Here is a 17602-nt window from a genome sequence, read left to right as displayed (position 1 = left end):
TGGGTAACTTTACGGGCCGCTCATAACGGCTTCAACCGAATCGGCTGTTTCGGGCCTGTGGGACTGGTCACCCGGTCCCAATTCGAGTTTTTGTATGTGACAACGAGTTTGATGTAACCGCCGGATGCAGTTGTCGACTTTACGTACGCGAATTGCCGAGCCGATAGGTATCGAAGGCGTTTGTCCGATAGAAGAATTCGGCTTCCTGTTCGGTGGCATCGGTGCCGACCAGATGGTCGACGGCGGCCAGCAGTTCGCCGTAGCTGCCCGCCATGGTGTCGATCGGCATATTCGAGCCGAACATGAGCCGCCGCCAGCCCCACAGCCGCACGCTGGATTCGAGCCAGTACTCGAGCGTCTCCCAGGACAGGTCCGGGCAGATCATCCCCAGCCCGGAGAGTTTGCACAGCCACTGGGTCTCCTTGGTCGCCAGGGAGAGCGCGTTATGCCAGCCGGTGCGCTCATCGGGCGCGGTGCCCTGCGGTAGTCCCAGGTGTTCGAGCACCACCCGCAGCGTCGGATATCCGGCCAGGAAATCGATCCAGTCGAGCATGTCGTGCGGATGCGCCACCAGATCGAAGACGCCGTCGCGCTCCTGGAGCCACGCGGCAATGATCTCGGCGGCGGGGGTATTGGGCGACAGGCCCTGGAATACCCGCACGCCGCGAAAGCGCGGGCTCACCGCCTGCTGCTCCAGGTGCGCGATCAGATCATCCTTGGGCAGCGTCGGATCCACGGTCCCGACCATGGCCACCGGACGCCCCGCGGTCTCGGCGATCCCGTCGATCCAGCGCCCCTCGGCCAGATACATATGCGGTGCGGTGGCGGCCGAGACATGCACCAGCCCCGCCACTTCGGTACCTGCCGCCCGGTCGTAATCCGCGAGCAGGAAGTCGTCGGCCACCTCGGGTCGGCCGCCCGCCGCGCCGAATTCGCGCAGCCGGGGATACCAGTCGTGTGCGGAGGTGTGCCACAGGTGCAGGTGGGCGTCGACTATGGGGATGGTGGGCATGGGTGGCGTCTCCTTCACTGCATGGTGATGCCGCCGCTGACGCTGATCAGCTGGCCGGTGAGGTAACTGGCTTCCGGGCTCGCCAGCCAGGCGATGAGGCTCGCGACCTCGTCCGGTCGGCCCAGGCGTTTCATGGGGATGGCCTTGCGCAGGGCTTCGAGATTGCCGCTGTGGTGCTCCATGGCGCGGGTGACCATGCGGCCCTCGATGGGGCCCGGGCAGACGACGTTCACGGTGACTTCGTGCCGGGCCACCTCGCGGGCGAGCGACTTGGCGAACCCGAAGAGTCCGGATTTGGAGGCGGCATAGGCGGATTCACCCGCAGCGCCCGCCCGCGCGCCGTCCGAGGAGACGAAGACTATGCGCGCGTCCCCGGCCTCCTGTAGCGCCGGGAGCAGTTGCTGGGTGAGCTGCATGGGTCCACGCAGGTTCACCTGATGCATGAGATCCCAGTGCGCGACGGTGCTGTCCAGGAACGGCTCCACAATGGCAGCGCCCGCGCACTGCACCAGCGCCGAGATACTCCCGCGCACGGCCTGCGCCGCGGCCTCGATACTCGCCGGATCGGTCAGATCGAGGTGCAGCGCAACCGCTTTCGGGCTCAGCTCGGCGGCGAGTGCGGCGGCGGCCTCGAGATCGACATCCGCGATCACCACTTCGCGCCCGGTCGCGGCGAGCCGCCGCACCACCGCGCTGCCGATATCGCCCGCACCGCCCGTCACGAGAGCGCCCGTCGCGCTGTCGCTTTCACCCACTGCCCGCACCCGTCATCCATGAATCCTTCGCAATCCATGAATAGTCGTTCAGCGCGGGATTTGCGATACAACTTCCGCAATTCGAGCGAAATACGGCGTGCGTAAACCTACCGACGCGTTGGTATGTCAGGAAGTCGGCGCGGTGCGGCATTGCGCCGCAGCGCCGGAGCCACCGGGCGGCCGCTCAGGAAGCCGTCGACGGAGCCGTGTTCCAGCGCTTTTCGATAGCTGAGGGCGGCCTCCCGGCAGGCCGCGACGGTGTGATCGATATCGGCATCGGTATGCGCGGCCGAGGTGACGAAGGACTGGCCGAGCACGCCGCGCTCGAGCAACTCCTGAAGGAAGAGGGTGCGATAGGGCTGCGAGGGATTCCCGTTCGGATCCTTGGTCAGGAACACCAGGCAGGACGCTCGCCCGCGCACCTGAAGATGATCGGCGATACCCATCTCGGCGGCGACGGCGTTCACTCCCTCGGCGAGGCGGCGACCCGCGTGCTCCATTCGTCCGATGGGATCGATATCGCGATACGCCTCGACGACCGCGCGAAAAGCCGCCAGCGAGGCCGTCTCCGGGCCGTGCGTGGTGGAGAGCAGGAAGACCCGATCGGCGTCCGTGCGCAGCCCGCCGAGCTCCATGTACTCGCGTTTACCGGCGAGCGCGGAGAGCGGGAAGCCATTGCCCATGGCCTTGCCCCAGCAGGACAGGTCCGGGCGGACGCCGTACAGCTGTTGTGCGCCACCGAGAGACCAGCGGAAGCCGGTGATCATCTCATCGAAGATGAGCAGCGCGCCATGCCGATCACAGAGTGCGCGAACACCTTCCAGGAATCCGAGCGCGGGCTCGGCCAGGGCGGTGGCCTGCTCCATGACCACGCAGGCGACCTGCTCGGACTCGAGAATCTCCGCCAGCGAGCCGAGATCGTTGTACCGGAAGGTGAAGGTGGGCGAGGTCGGTATGCCCGCGTTCATATCGGTGAGCCCGATGAACCAGTCGTCCACCGAGAAGAAGGGCTGATCGCAGACCACGACGGTCTCACGTCCGGTGACCGCGCGCGCCAATCGCACTGCCGCGGTGGTGGTGTCGGAGCCGTTCTTGGCGAACTTCACCATGTCGGCATTGGGCACCAGGCTCAGGAAATCCTGTGCCGCAAGCAATTCCAGTTCGGTGGGGCGAGAGAAGTTGACGCCGTCGGCGATGGTGCGCGTCACCGCCTCGACCACCGGCGGATATCCGTGCCCCAGGGTCACCGACCGCAATCCCATGCCGTACTCGACGTATTCGTTGCCGTCGCAGTCCCAGACGCGAGCCCCATACCCGCGCACCAGGATCGGCGCTTTGGACTCCGGATACTGATCCGATCCCCGGGCGTACGTATGTGCCCCGCCCGGCACCAACTCATGTAGGCGGTCCTGTATCTCGTTGCTGCGAGTGAATTCAGGCATACATTCCTCCTGCTGCGCGCCAACGGGTTTCGCTCAGTGTGGGCGTGCACAGGGTGGGTTCGCGGGTGGAATCGGTGATATCGAAGTCGGCGGCGCGTATGCGGGCGGCCTCGGCGAACTTGGTGCGCAGCTCCTGATCAGTGATGAGAGTGTCCAGGGCGCGCGTCAATCGAGCACGATCACCCGGGTCGACAAGCAGGCCGTTGATACCCGGTTCGATGATCTTCTCGGCACCGAGCGGGCGGGTGGCGATCACCGCGCAACCGGCCCGCATTCCCTCCCGCACGACGCGGCGGAACGGCTCGGGTCGCAGTGAGCACTGCACGAGGATATCGGCGTGGCGCAGATAGGGTTCCAGCTCCTCCACCCGGCCGGTGAAGGTGACCGGTAGATCCAGGGCCGTGGTGAGCAGTTCGAGCTCGGAGACATAGTTCTCATCACCCGGGTAGAGCCCGCCGATCAGGAAAACCTCCCGCGGCAGTATCCGCGTTCCGGCGAGCGCGCGCAGGAACACATCCTGCCCCTTCTCCGGTGCGAGCCGCCCCACCACCGCGATGACGCTCTGCGCCGCCGGCCGCTGTTCACTGCTGAAAGGTTCATCCATGGTCGTCACCCCCGGGCTGTCCACCGAATATTCGCGGTCAGGCCCCGACGCCCGTGCAGGGCAAGTCTAGAGGCTGTCGGCGCGGAGCGCGTCCCGCGCGTGCGTTACGGTGGGCGGCAGTATGTAGCCGGTCGGAGGTAGTGAGGTCGTGGCGAGGACCCTCGCGCAGGGGCAGACATTCGCGGGCTATCTCATCGAGCGACTGCTCGGGGTCGGCGGAATGGGTGAGGTGTACCTCGCCCGCGATCGAGATCTGCCGCGGCTGGTGGCATTGAAACTGTTGAGCCCCGCGGTCGCCGACGACTCCGAGGTCCGCGCCCGATTCCTGCGCGAAGCGGATACCGCTGCCCGCCTGGCACATCCGAATATCGTCGCGGTCTACGCCCGGGGCCGCACCGATGACCGGCTGTGGATGGCCATGCAGTACATCGAGGGCACCGATGTGGCGGCGGTACTGCGCGATGGACCGCTGCGCCCCGATCACGCGGTGCGAATTCTCGGCGAGACCGCACGGGCGCTGGACCACGCGCATCAGGCCGGGGTGCTGCACCGAGATGTGAAGCCCGCCAATATTCTGCTCGCGTGGGGACCGGAACAGCGGGTCTTCCTGGCGGACTTCGGGATTGCGAAGGCCCTCGACCAGACGAGTGCGCTGACCCGCACCGGGCAGATGTACGCCAGCTTCCAGTACGCGTCCCCCGAACAATTCGAGCTGCGCACCGATATGGACCAGCGCTCGGACGTGTACGCCCTCGGCTGCACGCTTTACCACATGCTCACCGGTGAGCTGCCCTATCCGGGCGGGAGTACCGCGCAGCTGGTGAACGGCCACCTCAACGGACGGATTCCGCAGCCGAGCGAACGGAATCCCGCGGTATCACCGGAATTCGACGCGGTGATCGCGCGGGCCCTGGCGAAGGATCGTGAACACCGATACGGCAGTTGCGGTGAATTCGCCACAGCCGCCGCACAAGCGCTGACCGGCACCGATCCCGGTGCGGCACCCTGGACTCCGCCCGAGCAGGGAACCCGGCCGCAGGTATATCCGGCCGGATTCTCCGGCACGACCCAGACGAGTGCGCCCACACAACTCCGGGACGCGACCCCGGACCACGTCCCCGCCCCGACCCACCGACCGCGCCGACGAGGCCGCAAACGACTGATCGCGGCCGCGGTCGTGGCGGCAATCATCGTCGGCGGAGCAGGTGCCGGATTCGGCAGCGGCGCACTGAAATTCACCATCGGCGCGGGTTCCCCGCCGCTCGCCTCCACCCCCGGCGGTGTGCCGACCGACGCGTCTCGCGATGGCGCGGTCAAAGCGGCCTGCGATTACGGCATCCTGATGACCACCTACGACTACGGCGACGGCGACGGCTGGCAGGCAAAAGTCGTGAACGGCGCGACCGGCACCTGGAAAACCCAAGCGCAGCAATTGCTCCCCGCAATCCGCCTGCTCCTGGACGCGGACTCCGAACACACCCGCGGAACCGATGCCAAGTGCACCATCACCTCCGGCAACACCACCCACTACGAACTCGCGGTCGACGTAACCCAGGTCAACTCGACCAAGGGCAGAGCCGACACCACAGACCATCAAAACGTCACGATGTCGATGGACTACGTAGACGGACAATGGCTGTGCAGCAAATGGGTAAGCCCCCTCTTCCCGGCCTGAGCAGGTTCTGAACTCTGTCGAACCCTGGGCAGGCATGCAGGCGTATACCTATCCCGGGGGCCAACCGGAGGACCAGATGTCGCCTGTTTCCAAAACCATTGCGATCCTTGCCGTCACAGCTACAACGGTGCTGGTGGCAGCCGGTATCGGCACCGCCGAACCCAGTTCGCTTCAAGAGCGCCTACAGATCGGTTTGGATGAAACGATATCCGGCGCAGATGTCCCGGGAGCTCAACTGATCCTGACCGAAGGTGACAAGATCCTGCAAATCAACAGCGGCGTAGGTGATCTCGGAACCAAGGCCGGATTCCCCGACAACGCTCAGGTGCGGATTGCCAGTAATACCAAGGCTTTCGTCTCGTCGGTGATGTTGCAGCTCGTAGGAGAAGGCAAGGTCGACCTGGATGCGCCGGTGGAGCGGTATCTGCCCGGGGTGGTGCAGGGCCCCGGCGGGGATGGGAAGGTGATCACCATTCGGAATCTGCTGCAGCACACCAGCGGTATTCCCGACTACCTGACGGATCTGAATCTGGAGTCGGTGACCGCGTTGCGGCAGGCCAAGCCGATCGGCGACTTGATTCGGATCGGTTTGGACAAGACGAAGGATTTCGAGCCCGGCGCGCGGTCGGAGTATTCGAATACCAACTACCTGATCGCCGGGCAGGTCATCGAGCGGGTGACGGGATTGCCGATCGGGGTGGAGGTTACGCGACGGGTGCTGATTCCACTCGGGCTGCAGGACACCTACTGGCCGCTGTACCCCGCGGAGCAGGTGATTCGCGGACCGCATGCGCGCGCCTATCACGAGTTCGACGGGAATCTGGTGGACGTCACCGATATCGATGCCGGGTGGGGCCTTCCCGATGGCGCGATGGTGTCGACCGGCGCTGATCTGAATCGCTTCTTCATGGCCCTGCTGCAGGGCCGCGTGATCGGTGCGGCCGAACTCGCCCAGATGCAAAGGACTGTGCCGAGCGGTGATTGGCGCAGGTCCGAGGATTTCGGGCTGGGCCTGTTCCACTGGACCACCTCGTGCGGAATCGAGGCGTGGGGTCACGGCGGAACCATGCACGGCACTTTCGTGTACGGCGGCGCGACGGCGGAGCGCTCGGTCACGGTGAGTATGAATGAGCTTCCCGATATTCTCGGCGCCCGCCAGCGCAATATAGACCTCGACGAGGTGGTGGACGCCGCCCTGTGTGCGGCGAGGTAAAACTGTACGTGAACCGGTCCATAAGATAGATTCGCTGCGTTCGGGTGCTTGGCAGGGCGAGCAGAGCGAGTGCGGGGAATTGAAGATACTGGTCGAGAACGGCGAGTATGGGTTACACAATCGCGGCGATATCGCCACGATGATCATGACGGTTCACCGGTTGCGGGAGCGTTGGCCGCACGCCCGGATCGGCATGCTCACCGGCGAGCCACGAGTGTTGCGTGCGGTGCTTCCCGAGGCCGAACCCGTGCATGCCGGTGGTGGATGGCAGTGGGGCAGAGGCGGTTTGGTCGGCCAGCTGGATCAGCTGGCCGCGACGAAGCTGACCGGACCGGCGGCCCTGAAGTGGCGGGAGACCTCCGAGGCTCCGCTGCGGCAGCTACGCGGAATCGGTGATCGGCTCCGGATCGAGGCGCAGACTCGTATCGGACTGGAACCCCCGGCGTTCAGCTCCGAGATTCCACCGCTGCCACCGGTTCCGGCCGCGGTCGCGGAGGCCGGATTGGTGATCGCGCAGGGCGGCGGGTACCTCGCCGATATCGACCCGTATCAGGCGCATCGCACCCTGAATCTGCTGGAACATGCTCAGGCCCTTGGCATTCCGAACATTATGATCGGTCAGGGTATCGGCCCGATCCGGGACCGCGAGCTGCTGCGCCGCGCCGCCGAGGTGCTGCCCGGCGTGGACCTGATAGCCCTGCGCGAGGGGGTGCGCGGCCCGAAGCTGCTGGCCGAGCTCGGCGTCCCCGCCGAGCGGGTCGAGGTGACCGGTGACGATTCCGTCGAGTTCGCCTACCGCCTGCGCCGCGCGGAGATCGGTGCGGAGCTGGGTCTGTGCCTGCGCGATTCCGAGCGGGAGCGGTTCGCTCACACGCTGCCGGATGCGATGGATATCGCCCGCGGCGGCTCGGCCGAGGAGGTTGCCCGGCGGGTTTCGCGCTGTCGCGTGCTGGTCACGAGCGCCTATCACCTGGCGGTTTTCGCATTGTCGCAGGGTATTCCGGCGGTTGCTGTAACGGGATCGGAGTATTCGGACGACAGGTTCTACGGATTGGCTGATCTGTTCGGCACCGGCTTGCGGGTCGTGCGGCTGGGCGCGGAGCACCTGGAATCCGAACTGCCGCAGGCGGTCCGGGAATTGTGGGAGTTCGCGCCGGAGCTGCGCGATACGCTGCAGCAGCGGGCCGTCGAGCAGATCGATTCCTGCTCCGCGGGCCTGGACCGAGCGTTCCGGTTGGTGGAGCAGCGACCTGCGTCGATCCGTTAACCCGCCGCACCAGCTCAGGGGGAACGATGGCCAACCTGTCGGTGTGCGTCCCGGTGCACGATTCCGGGCGTACCGTGGGCGCGACACTGCGCTCGATTCTGGAGCAGGACAACGACTTCCAGGTAATTGTGCTCGACAATGCCAGCACCGACGATACCGTCCGGGTGGCGAATTCGTTCCATGACGCACGCCTGCGCGTGGTGCGCAATACCGCACCACTGCCCATCGGCGAGAACTGGAACAAGGCCGTCTCGCTGGCCACCGGCCGCCTGGTGAAGGTGGTCTGCGCGGGCGATATCCTGCTGCCGGGTTCGCTGGCCAAGCAGGTGGCGGTCATGGGTGACCAGGGTATTGCGGTGTGCGCCTCGAAGTTTCAGGTGGTGGACGCGGACGGCCGGGTCGAGCAGACCGGTCTCGGCCTGCCGAATCTGCTTGGACAACGCGATGCCCGGACACTGCTGCGCACCATTGTGCGGCGCGGTCCGGCCGATTTCGGCCCGACCGCCACATCCATGTTCCGGCGGATGGATTTCGAGCGGGTCGGTGGCTTCCGCGGTGATCTGGCGCTGCCCATGGATGTCGACCTGATCGCCCGGGTGAGTGCCTTCGGGCTCTTCTACGGGATGTCGGAAACCCTTGTCGCCTGGCGTGATTCGAGGTTCAACCGCTACGGTGGCAGCACCACTGCCGCCAAGTTCGCCGAACTGCTGCGTTTCCAGCATCGCCTGGGCCGGGAGTATCCGCAGCTGATCGGCCGCCCGGCGGTGCTCGGCGGTGATCTGCGCCTGGTGGGTGCGGTACTGGACCGCGTGCGCGTGCGGGCGGCGGCTGCCCTGCTTCGCCGCCCGGCACTACTGCGTTGAAAAGCTTTGCCCGGGAACGGAATCAGTTGGTCCAGAGGGTTCCGTAGGTGGTGACGCTGTCACCATTGCTGCTCACGATCTTGACCCACGGCCGGATGGTGGTCTGGCCGAGTACACCGCTGACGGTGGCGTGGAAGCCGGACATCTGGATGAAGCCGTCGGTGCCGGAGATATCCCCGCCCGCCGCCTCGACGGACTGGATGCCCGGTCCGAAGCCGACCGCCAACTCCACGCCGAGCTGTGGGATCAGGCTGTTCACATCGACTTTGGAATCAGTGCCGAGCTCCAGTCCGAGGCTGGGGGTCCACCACTGGAACTTGATTCTGCCGTCCAGGGTGGCGGGATAACCAACCTGGTAGCCGATGGTGATGTGTCCGCTCCAATCCTCGGCGTGCGGGCCGGTGATCCGGAATTCGGCCTTGCCGTCGTGGAACCATTCGCGGGTCAGTGGATTGCCGTCCAGCGGCGGCACGAAGGTGATGTGCGTATCGGACTGGATGGCTTCGACCGTGCGCTGCTGCCGGTCGAGAATCGAACTGCTGCTGTCCACCCCCGCGAGGGAGGTGCTGGTGCCTACGGCCAGGCCGATGGAGATGGCGGCCGCAATGGCCAGGGTGCGCGTCGTAGCGCGCTGGGTGGAGCGCTTCATGATGTTCCCATTCCCTCATCAGGTTGTTGCGATCTGCGTAATCTCAGTCCTGCGCGGTTGGATTGAGCACCCACCTCCCTTCCAGCTCCGGCCACTGCGCGCGGATCTCCGGCAGTAGGTCGGGCAGGGTGAGCAGTACCCGATCGGGCTGGGCGGCAACGAGTTCCGCCGGAGCGATGATCGGGACGTCGGTGCCGGGCATGCGGCGGCCCTGCTTGGCGGGCGAGGCATCGGCGACGGCGGTGAGCAGCGCCTGGTGCACACCCGCCAGATGCAGTAAGGCTACCGCTCGCGATGCCGCGCCGTAGGCGAAAACCCGGTGACCGGAGGCGGTTTCGCGCTCGAGCCAGGCACGTAGGGAGCTCGCCTGGCTGTCCGCGGCCCGTTGCAGGCCGCGCACCGCAGCGGCGGCTGTCTCGGGATCGTCGCCGAACACAGCGGATTCGGCGGCGAGTATTCGTGCCAGTGTCGGATCGGCCGGGGCGCTGTGGAGTTCGGCCGGTCCGTGCACGGCGGCGACCAGAACCGTTCCACCGTAGAGGCTGAACTCCCACGCCGCCGCCGCGCGCATCCCTGCCGCGGCGAGTAACCGGCGCAGCGTGTGAAGGCTGTAGTACGCGAAGTGCCCGTGGCGCAGCGCATTCCACTGTCCCTGTTCGACAATGGCCGCCAGGGAATGGAATTGGAGCAGCAACGCGCCGTCTGCGGCGGTCGCCGCGGCACGAGCGGTGAAAGCGGCACGCTGATCGGGCTCATGCATGATGCCGAAGCAGTCGACCACCACATCGGCCGGTCCCTCGGTCACGGTGAATCCGCGTGACTCCAGCAGCGGCAACCAGCTCCCGCCGTGCGGACTACCGAATTCGGCGGCGGTCGCGCCACTCAACCATCCGGCCTCGGCGACCCCGTCCAGCGCGGCGGCGGCCTGATCGCGTAGTGCCCGCGGCTCCACCCCGCGCGGCTCCGCCGTCACGGTGTCATCCTCCGCCAGCTGTGCCAGTCCACACACCGGACAGAGGTCCATGGCCAGCGGATGGGTCGCCTCGCCGGTCCCGAACGGCGCATCCAATGGTGGAAAGTCGTCTGCCGCAGGCATTTTGCCCAGATCCAGTACGCGCGTCAGCTCGACCGCCCCGCACCCCCGGCATCCCGGCCGTATCCCGGCGCTCATGGCACGATGTCCTGATGCGCATCGAAACCACCGAGCTCGCCGACGTGCTGGTGCTCACCCCGGAGCCCTTCCGGGACGGCCGCGGACTGTTCACCCGTACCTTCGATGCCGAGGAGTTCGACGCCCACCTGGATCAGCCCGGCTTCTCGGCGGCCTTCATCCAGGATTCGCAGTCCCGCTCCTATCGCGGTGTGGTGCGCGGTATGCACGGCCGGGCGGGCCGGGGTGAGGCGAAGCTGGTGCGCTGCGCCCACGGTGCGGTGCACGACGTACTGGTCGATATCCGCCCGAACTCGCCGACGTTCGGGCGGCAGCAGGCCTTCACCCTGGACGACACCGACTTCCGGAACCTGTATGTGCCGCCCGGCTTCCTGCACGGCTTCCAGGCGGTGAGCGCGGTCGCCGATGTCTGCTACCGCATCAATCGAGCACACGATCCGGCCGAGGACATCGGTATCGCCTATGACGATCCGGATCTGGCGATCGAGTGGCCGCAACCGGTCACGGTGGTCTCGGACCGCGATGCCTCCGCGCACTCCTGGCGTGAACTGCTCGCGGCCTTCGGGTTGTAATCCCACTCAGGCTCCGATCCGGCGCAGATCGTCATCGAGTGCACCGGACTCCTTGAGCGCGGTGAGATGCGCGAGCCGGGTGAAGCGCTGGAAGAACGCGTCGGCGGTGAGCCCGCGCGCCACATATTCGCGGTAGAGCTCGGCCGCGCCATCGGGAATACTCCACGTCGCCTCGAACCCGAGTTCCTTTCTGGCGTAAGAGAAGTCGACGCGGTAGGAGCGCGGGTCGGCACCGCTCTCACCGGTGATCACCAACTTGGAATCCGGTACCGCCTCGACCACCGCCTGGGCGATCTCGGCGACGGTGAGGTTATTGGCCTCGGTGCCGACGTTGTACGCCCGGCAATGGACGGCCTCGGTGGGAGCCTCGAGACAGGTGGCGAAGGCGCGGGCTATGTCCTGCGCGTGAACCAGCGGCCGCCACGGTGTGCCGTCGGAGAGCACTCTCACCTCACCGGTGAGCACCGCGTATCCGACGAGATTGTTGAGCACGATATCGGCGCGCAGTCGCGGCGAGAATCCGAAAGCCGTGGCATTGCGCAGGAATACGGGGGAGAAGCTCGAGTCGGCGATGGCCGCGACATCGTCCTCGACCCGCACCTTGGATTCGGCGTAGGGGGTCAGGGGCCGCAGTGGTGCGTCCTCGGTGACCAGACCGTCTCCGGCTGCCCCGTAGACCGAGCAGGTCGAGGCGTACAGGAAGCGGCGTACGCCCGCCTCCTTGGCCAATCGGGCCAATCGCACCGAGGCGTGGTGGTTGATGTCGTAGGTGATCTGCGGAGCCAGCGCCCCCAGCGGATCATTGGACAGCGCCGCCAGATGTACGACGGCATCGAATCCCGCCAGCTGTGCGACGCTCACATCACGCAGATCAACCGTGATACCCGGCGGCGGCTCGGGTGCCTCGCCCAGTACACAGTCGGCGAAAAACCCACTGTCCAAACCGGTTACCTCGTGTCCGGCCGCCTGTAGCTCGGGCACCATGACCGTGCCCAGGTAGCCCTGATGTCCGGTGACGAGTACGCGCATGGTCATTGCCCTCCGAAAGTGATGGTCGCCTTGTCGAGCAGGAAGCCCTCGGCATGCCGCACCCGGCACTGCACGCCACGCAGCCGGGTCAGCGCGAGGAAGGACTGTTCGTCGAACCAGTCCCGATCCCGTTGGGACGGATAGTGTTCGAGTAGGAGCTCGGCTTTGAGCTCGGCAATGCCCGCGGGCAGCGGATGAAATACCGTCGGTCGCGGGGTGTCGGTCTCCCACTTGAGGATCTCGTAACCGAGCACCAGATGATCGCGGAACTCGGTGGGCGTCAGCTCGGCCAGCAGCCGGTGATCCTGATGGGCGTCGCCGCGGTGCGGGGCGAAGACCAGATCCGGATCACCGTCGCGCCGCAGTGCCGCCACGGCCTCCTTGGCCCGTGCCCAGTGCGCGGGTGCGTAGCCGTCGGGGATATCCAGAATCCGCAAATCCAATTCGGCTCCCGGACAGAACGCCTCGAGCGCCAGCCGCTCCTCCCGAGCGCGTTCGGTTCCGGCACCGGTGAGTACAAGCGCTCGAATACGCAGTCCCGGAACACTATTGGCCAGACTCAGCAGTGTCCCGCCGAGTCCGATGGCCAGATCATCGCAGTGCGCGGCGAGCAGTGCGATCTCCCGCACCGCTCCGGTATCGAGTCCGATCATGCGCGTGGCTGCTCCCATACCATCCAGGGCCGATCGCCCCGCATATATCCGGTGTCGAGTTCGGCGCGCTCCTTGAAGGTGTCGGCGGGCTTCCAGAAGCCGTGATGCTGATACCCGAAGAGCCGCCCCTGCGCCGCGAGCGCACCGCACGCGTCCTCGACCAGATCACCGCCGGGTGGTAGGTGATCGAAGATCTCGGGGGTGAGTACGAAGTAGCCGCCGTTCTCCCAGATGGGCAGCTGTGAGACCGGGGTGATGTTCTTGACCTCACCGGCGGCGTTCACATCCACGCAGTGGAATGAGGATTGCGGGGGCACGATCATCATGGAGGCCGCGGCCTTGGAGGTCTGGAAATCCTGGATCACTCGATCGAGCGGGGCATCGGTGAGCACATCGGCGTAGTTGGCCAGGAAGTACGGTTCACCGTCGAGGTGTTCGCGCACCCGGCGTAGTCGCTCGCCGATGGGCGACTCCACCCCGGTGTCCACGAAGGTGATGGTCCAGTCGCTGATATCGGATTGCAGCAGTTCGACTTTCCCGTCGCGGATCACGAAGTCGTTGGAGACCGACTCCTGATAGGTCAGGAAGAAGTTCTTGATGTGCGCGGCCCCGTACCCCAGGCACAGGATGAAGTCCTTATGCCCGAAGTGCGCGTAGTACCGCATGACATGCCAGATGAGCGGGCGCGGCCCGACCATCTGCATCGGCTTGGGGATCATGTCCTCGGTGCCGTTGCGCATGCGCATGCCGTAGCCGCCGCAGAACAGTACAACCTTCATTTCTCCGGCCTCTCAGCGTGGTGGAGGGTGGGAAGCGGGTACACGATCTCGCCGCCCCAGCCGGTCACCGGGCGCAGTTGCGCGGTGAGCTCGGTCTCGAGATTCCAGGGCAGCACCAGCACCACATCGGGCCGGTCCTGATCGATACGTTCGATCGGATGGATGGGAATACGGGTGCCCGGGGTGAATCGCCCGTGTTTGTACGGATTTCGGTCCACCGTGTACGCGAGCAGATCGGTGCGGATGCCGCAGTAGTTGAGCAGGGTGTTGCCCTTGCCGGGTGCGCCGTAGCCGACGACGGTCTTACCGTCCGCCTTGGCCTCCAGCAGGAAGCGCAGCAACTCCTGGCGTACCGCCTCGGTGCGCGGGCGTAGCGCGAGATAGCCTGCCACGTCATGTAATCCGGCCTCGGCTTCGATCCGGAGTACGTCTCCGACCCGTTCGCCCGGTTCGGCAACCGCATCGGGTCGTGCCCAGATGCGTAGCGAGCCACCGTGTGTGGGCAGCAGTTCCACATCCACCACGGTCAGACCCGCCGTCGCGAGGGCTCGCTGTGCGGAGAGCACCGTGTAGTACTGGAAGTGCTCGTGATAGATGGTGTCGAATTGCCCGAGTGCCACCAGATTCAGCGCATGGTGCACCTCGATGGAGAGCCAGCCGTCATCGGCCAGCAGGGCCCGCAGCGACCGGGTGAATCCCAGCAGGTCCGGGATGTGCGCGTAGACATTGTTGGCCACAACGAGATCGGCCGGCCCGTGTTCGGCCCGTACGCGTGCTGCGAGATCCTCGTCCAGGAAGGCGGTTTCGGTCGGAACGCCCTTTTCCCGCGCTGCCGCACCGACATTCACCGATGGTTCGATTCCCAGGGCTGGGATGCCCGCCGCCACAGCGTGTTGCAGCAGGTAGCCGTCATTACTGGCGACTTCGATCATGAATGAGTCGCCGTCGAGTCCGAGACGGTGTGTAGCCTCCTCTACGAACAGTTTGGCGTGTTGTACCCAACTGTCCGAAAAGGAGGAAAAGTAGGCATATTCGGTAAATGTCTCCGCGGGCGTGATGAGTGCCGGAATCTGTAGCAGTAAACAGTTTTCGCACACCCGCAGATGCAGCGGAAAGGTGGGTTCGGGCTGGTCCAGCTCCTCGGCGGTGAGGAATTTCTCGCATGGTGGCGTCGCACCAAGATCGAGAACACTCACCAGAGCACTGGCGGAACACAGACGGCATTGCACGCGAAATCCCCACCTTTCACCGAGACCGAGCCCGGCGGCGAACCGGGCTGCACTGAGGTCGGCTCGATCCGGCCTTACGTTACAACAGGTTTGGTGTTCGTCGCGGGGCTCCGGGGGTGACCGGACGGTATCCGGGAGGCGGATTTCTGCGAGTCGCAGAACGGGGGCGGCGTTCTGATATCGATCGAGTCTTGCAACGCGAGGTTTCAACGCCCCCCGGCTAACTCCCGGAAACATTGGTGGCGCGTGGTTTTCGCTGTCGCGGTATGTCCCCGGTGTGTAACATTCGGCTTCTTACCGCCGAAAAGCCGACATCCCCTGCGGTACGGCGGGGACCGATATCAGCCCGTTCTGTGGAACTGATCAGTGGGGATCGGAACCGTGTTCTCCCGTGGGGGAGGTGTGTTCGTTCATGAGCTTCGAGATTTCCGCCGGTCGCATTGTGCGCGGAGGCCGGTTCGCCAGACCGGTGCCGCGTACGGATCACGAACGACGGCAAAGTGATTACGCCCGCAGGGTTGGTGCGACCGATCTCGCGACCCTCGGCATCGCCGTGGCAATCGCGCAGGCCGGGTGCGTGGGCGAATCGTCCGGTGCACTGTCGGTGGGCCTGTGCTACACCGCGCTCTCGCTAGTCCTGGTCGCTGCCTGGAGCGTGGGACTGACGCTCGCCGGCACCCGCACGCTGCGCGCGATCGGGGGTGGCACCGAGGAGTCCCGGCAGGTTGTCGCGGTGTCGCTCAAGGTATTCGGCGCTGTCGCCACCGCCTCCATGATGCTCGACCTGGGTATCTCGCGAAGCTACCTGATTGTCGCGCTGCTGCTGGGCGGCTGCGGACTACTGGTCGAGCGGGCGCTGTGGCGCGGCTGGGTGGCGCGCCGGCGCGCGCGGGGCGCGTACCGCGCGGCCCTGCTGGTGGTCGGCAATCCCGAAGCGGCACAGGCGATGGCGGCGACCTTCGCGCGCGATCCGGGTCAGGGATACGAGGTCATCGGCGTATGTGCCGGTGACGGTGGTCCGCGCACGGTGCTCGCGGTGGCGCGGGCCACCGGCGCCGAGGCCGTGGCCGTCACTCGCACCGATACCCTCGAGCGCGACGACTTCCGCAGCCTGGCTTGGGAATTGGACGAACTGGGCATCGAATTGCTGGTGACGCCGAGCCTGGTCGGTATCGCCGGAACTCGGCTCACACATCGGATCGTGGCCGATATGCCGGTCCTGCGGGTCGCGAAGCCGCGGTACGGGCGATCCAAGTCGATTCGCAAGAGCGTCTTCGATTTCTGCTTCGCGTTGATCGCGCTCGCGGCCATCGCGCCGATGCTGCTGGCCATCGCCCTGGCGATCAAAGCGACCAGCAGCGGCCCGGTGTTCTACCGTTCCGAGCGCATCGGGCGGGACGGTCGGCCGTTCGGCATGTTCAAGTTCCGGAGTATGTATGTCGAGCCCGAGGTGCACATAGAGGCCCTGCTCGAGCCGGGCGAGGATCCGCGACTGACGCAGGTGGGCAACCTGATTCGCCGATACCGCCTGGATGAGCTACCGCAGTTCCTCAATGTGCTGCGCGGGGAGATGGGCATTGTCGGCCCACGTCCGCAGGTGCGACTACCCGGGGATCCGGTGACCGGCGAGGTGAGCGGCGGTCTGCTGATGCGACCGGGGGTGACGGGGTTGTGGCCGGTGCGCGGGCGCTCGTACCTGACACCGGAAGACGCCATGCGCCTCGATCTTTCGTACGTGGAGAACTGGTCGGCACTCTTGGATCTGCTCATGATCGTCAAGACGATCGGCGCGGTGAGCCGGGGTCAGGCGCTATAGCGGCGCCAGGGCCGACTCGCACGTCGCCGCGGTGAAACCGTCGTGGTAGACCACGCCCGGCGCGCTGATGGCGGGATCGCGGTAATAGCCCTGTTTGAAGTAGGTGCCGCCACCGCGCGGCATGAGAGTGCGGACCATACAGCGGGTTTCGCCCGCGCACGGTTCGCCGCCGAAGATCTGTGGGACACCGCCGATCCAGAGTTCGATGAAGCCGACATTGTCGTGGATCGACCACTTCACATGCAGTCTGATATCGATCCAGGAGTCGGTGACGATATCCGCGCTCCACGGTGTGTAGGTGGGGCCGGGGCGGCCGGGGGCGGCATAGGTCGAGATCACCACTCCCCAGCGGTTCATGCCCACATTGGTGGGTCCCGACGCGATGGCCAGCGGGGGTGGACCGTCTTCGTCGGCATGCCACTGGGACAGTACGGTCCAGCCCCGGTCGGCGGGGAAGCCGGCGCCGAAGCGGGTGCTCCACTGGTACCAGCGGTCGTCGCCCTCATCCGAGCGGGTGGCCTCCTCACCGCTCACCTCGGCGCGGTCGCCGCAGCAGAGGCTCGCGGGCGAATCACCCTGGTGTACTTCGAATCTCGCGGCATAGCGGCCTTGCCGGACCACCGCCGACTCGACCTCCATCCGACTGGTCGGATCGTGGTAGCTGGTGCACGGCGCACTGCGCACCGCCACGTTCTGACAGTTGGCCCACTGGTCGAAATTGCCGGTCTCGAAGTCGCCGACGAAGCGGTCCGTCACCACCGGTTCGGCAACGGTCGTCGTGACGGTGGGGGAGAGGGGAGTGACATCCGTGTCGGCACAGCCCGCGAGCAGGGAGAGCAGCACGATACCGAGAGCGCGGACCAACCGCAACGA

Annotated in this window: 17 protein-coding genes; 6 read left to right on the top strand and 11 right to left on the bottom strand. The window is 65.9% G+C overall.

Annotated features, from left to right (window positions below):
- Positions 1 to 139: 139 nt before the first annotated feature.
- The 4 genes from OHB26_RS33975 to OHB26_RS33960 form a co-directional block, all read right to left on the bottom strand.
- Positions 140 to 1012 carry an amidohydrolase family protein gene (locus OHB26_RS33975; protein ID WP_330181339.1) on the bottom strand — a complete coding sequence of 291 codons (873 nt, stop codon included), beginning with the start codon at positions 1010 to 1012 and terminating at the stop codon, positions 140 to 142.
- Between the two features lie 14 nt (positions 1013 to 1026).
- Positions 1027 to 1767, bottom strand: coding sequence for an SDR family NAD(P)-dependent oxidoreductase (locus tag OHB26_RS33970; RefSeq protein ID WP_330181338.1), 741 nt, complete (start codon positions 1765 to 1767; stop codon positions 1027 to 1029).
- 107 nt (positions 1768 to 1874) lie between these two features.
- Positions 1875 to 3209, bottom strand: coding sequence for a glutamate-1-semialdehyde 2,1-aminomutase (locus OHB26_RS33965; protein ID WP_330181337.1), 1335 nt, complete (start codon positions 3207 to 3209; stop codon positions 1875 to 1877).
- Complete coding sequence (locus OHB26_RS33960) at positions 3202 to 3813, bottom strand: glycosyltransferase (RefSeq protein WP_330181336.1); 612 nt, start codon at positions 3811 to 3813, stop codon at positions 3202 to 3204. The genes OHB26_RS33965 and OHB26_RS33960 overlap by 8 nt, the downstream gene beginning before the upstream one ends.
- A 148-nt stretch (positions 3814 to 3961) precedes the next feature.
- On the opposite strand from OHB26_RS33960, the gene OHB26_RS33955 reads away from it, so the two are divergent.
- The 4 genes from OHB26_RS33955 to OHB26_RS33940 all read left to right on the top strand — a co-directional run bounded on the left by OHB26_RS33955 (position 3962) and on the right by OHB26_RS33940 (position 8831).
- On the top strand, positions 3962 to 5488 hold the full coding sequence (locus OHB26_RS33955; protein ID WP_330181335.1) for a serine/threonine-protein kinase: 1527 nt from the start codon (positions 3962 to 3964) through the stop codon (positions 5486 to 5488).
- Between the two features lie 76 nt (positions 5489 to 5564).
- Complete coding sequence (locus tag OHB26_RS33950; RefSeq protein ID WP_330181334.1) at positions 5565 to 6701, top strand: serine hydrolase domain-containing protein; 1137 nt, start codon at positions 5565 to 5567, stop codon at positions 6699 to 6701.
- A 79-nt stretch (positions 6702 to 6780) separates the two neighbouring features.
- On the top strand, positions 6781 to 7968 hold the full coding sequence (locus tag OHB26_RS33945; protein WP_330181333.1) for a polysaccharide pyruvyl transferase family protein: 1188 nt from the start codon (positions 6781 to 6783) through the stop codon (positions 7966 to 7968).
- Positions 7969 to 7994: 26 nt separating this feature from the next.
- Positions 7995 to 8831, top strand: a complete 837-nt coding sequence (locus OHB26_RS33940; RefSeq protein WP_330181332.1) for a glycosyltransferase family 2 protein — start codon at positions 7995 to 7997, stop codon at positions 8829 to 8831.
- 22 nt (positions 8832 to 8853) lie between these two features.
- Here OHB26_RS33940 and OHB26_RS33935 read toward each other — a convergent pair whose 3' ends face one another.
- Together OHB26_RS33935 and OHB26_RS33930 are read right to left on the bottom strand one after the other, a co-directional pair.
- Positions 8854 to 9480, bottom strand: coding sequence for an MspA family porin (locus OHB26_RS33935; RefSeq protein WP_330181331.1), 627 nt, complete (start codon positions 9478 to 9480; stop codon positions 8854 to 8856).
- 43 nt (positions 9481 to 9523) lie between these two features.
- A complete protein-coding gene (locus OHB26_RS33930; RefSeq protein WP_330181330.1) occupies positions 9524 to 10651 on the bottom strand; it encodes a class I SAM-dependent methyltransferase in 1128 nt (375 codons plus the stop codon).
- Between the two features lie 14 nt (positions 10652 to 10665).
- On the opposite strand from OHB26_RS33930, the gene rfbC reads away from it, so the two are divergent.
- Complete coding sequence (gene rfbC / locus OHB26_RS33925; RefSeq protein ID WP_330181329.1) at positions 10666 to 11223, top strand: dTDP-4-dehydrorhamnose 3,5-epimerase; 558 nt, start codon at positions 10666 to 10668, stop codon at positions 11221 to 11223.
- Positions 11224 to 11229: 6 nt separating this feature from the next.
- Here the strand turns inward: rfbC and OHB26_RS33920 are convergent, their stop codons facing one another.
- Genes OHB26_RS33920 through OHB26_RS33905 form a run of 4 tightly spaced genes read right to left on the bottom strand, consistent with a single transcriptional unit; the run spans position 11230 to position 14913 of the window.
- Entirely contained in the window at positions 11230 to 12252 is a 1023-nt protein-coding gene (locus OHB26_RS33920) for an NAD-dependent epimerase/dehydratase family protein (protein WP_330185866.1), read from the bottom strand.
- A gap of 2 nt (positions 12253 to 12254) precedes the next feature.
- Positions 12255 to 12905, bottom strand: a complete 651-nt coding sequence (locus OHB26_RS33915) for a PIG-L deacetylase family protein (protein WP_330185865.1) — start codon at positions 12903 to 12905, stop codon at positions 12255 to 12257.
- On the bottom strand, positions 12902 to 13684 hold the full coding sequence (locus OHB26_RS33910) for a glucose-1-phosphate cytidylyltransferase (protein WP_330181328.1): 783 nt from the start codon (positions 13682 to 13684) through the stop codon (positions 12902 to 12904). Before OHB26_RS33910 ends, OHB26_RS33915 begins: the two co-directional genes overlap by 4 nt.
- Complete coding sequence (locus tag OHB26_RS33905; protein ID WP_330181327.1) at positions 13681 to 14913, bottom strand: class I SAM-dependent methyltransferase; 1233 nt, start codon at positions 14911 to 14913, stop codon at positions 13681 to 13683. Before OHB26_RS33905 ends, OHB26_RS33910 begins: the two co-directional genes overlap by 4 nt.
- Before the next feature lie 412 nt (positions 14914 to 15325).
- On the opposite strand from OHB26_RS33905, the gene OHB26_RS33900 reads away from it, so the two are divergent.
- A complete protein-coding gene (locus OHB26_RS33900) occupies positions 15326 to 16729 on the top strand; it encodes an exopolysaccharide biosynthesis polyprenyl glycosylphosphotransferase (protein ID WP_330181326.1) in 1404 nt (467 codons plus the stop codon).
- Here the strand turns inward: OHB26_RS33900 and OHB26_RS33895 are convergent.
- Entirely contained in the window at positions 16724 to 17599 is an 876-nt protein-coding gene (locus OHB26_RS33895) for a polysaccharide lyase (protein WP_330181325.1), read from the bottom strand. The two genes, OHB26_RS33900 and OHB26_RS33895, sit on opposite strands and share 6 nt — an antisense overlap.
- Positions 17600 to 17602: the final 3 nt, after the last annotated feature.

It is taken from the genome of Nocardia sp. NBC_01503 (genome assembly GCF_036327755.1).
GTDB lineage: Bacteria > Actinomycetota > Actinomycetes > Mycobacteriales > Mycobacteriaceae > Nocardia.
This window is presented reverse-complemented; position numbering and strand designations above follow the sequence as displayed.

Excerpts from the sequence above, each read along its gene's own strand:
- OHB26_RS33975 (WP_330181339.1), bottom strand. The coding sequence starts at position 1,012 with ATGCCCACCATCCCCATAGTCGACGCCCACCTGCACCTGTGGCACACC.
- OHB26_RS33965 (WP_330181337.1), bottom strand. The coding sequence starts at position 3,209 with ATGCCTGAATTCACTCGCAGCAACGAGATACAGGACCGCCTACATGAG.
- OHB26_RS33960 (WP_330181336.1), bottom strand. The coding sequence starts at position 3,813 with ATGGATGAACCTTTCAGCAGTGAACAGCGGCCGGCGGCGCAGAGCGTC.
- OHB26_RS33950 (WP_330181334.1), top strand. The coding sequence starts at position 5,565 with ATGTCGCCTGTTTCCAAAACCATTGCGATCCTTGCCGTCACAGCTACA.
- OHB26_RS33940 (WP_330181332.1), top strand. The coding sequence starts at position 7,995 with ATGGCCAACCTGTCGGTGTGCGTCCCGGTGCACGATTCCGGGCGTACC.
- OHB26_RS33935 (WP_330181331.1), bottom strand. The coding sequence starts at position 9,480 with ATGAAGCGCTCCACCCAGCGCGCTACGACGCGCACCCTGGCCATTGCG.
- OHB26_RS33930 (WP_330181330.1), bottom strand. The coding sequence starts at position 10,651 with ATGAGCGCCGGGATACGGCCGGGATGCCGGGGGTGCGGGGCGGTCGAG.
- rfbC (WP_330181329.1), top strand. The coding sequence starts at position 10,666 with ATGCGCATCGAAACCACCGAGCTCGCCGACGTGCTGGTGCTCACCCCG.
- OHB26_RS33920 (WP_330185866.1), bottom strand. The coding sequence starts at position 12,252 with ATGCGCGTACTCGTCACCGGACATCAGGGCTACCTGGGCACGGTCATG.
- OHB26_RS33915 (WP_330185865.1), bottom strand. The coding sequence starts at position 12,905 with ATGATCGGACTCGATACCGGAGCGGTGCGGGAGATCGCACTGCTCGCC.
- OHB26_RS33910 (WP_330181328.1), bottom strand. The coding sequence starts at position 13,684 with ATGAAGGTTGTACTGTTCTGCGGCGGCTACGGCATGCGCATGCGCAAC.
- OHB26_RS33900 (WP_330181326.1), top strand. The coding sequence starts at position 15,326 with ATGAGCTTCGAGATTTCCGCCGGTCGCATTGTGCGCGGAGGCCGGTTC.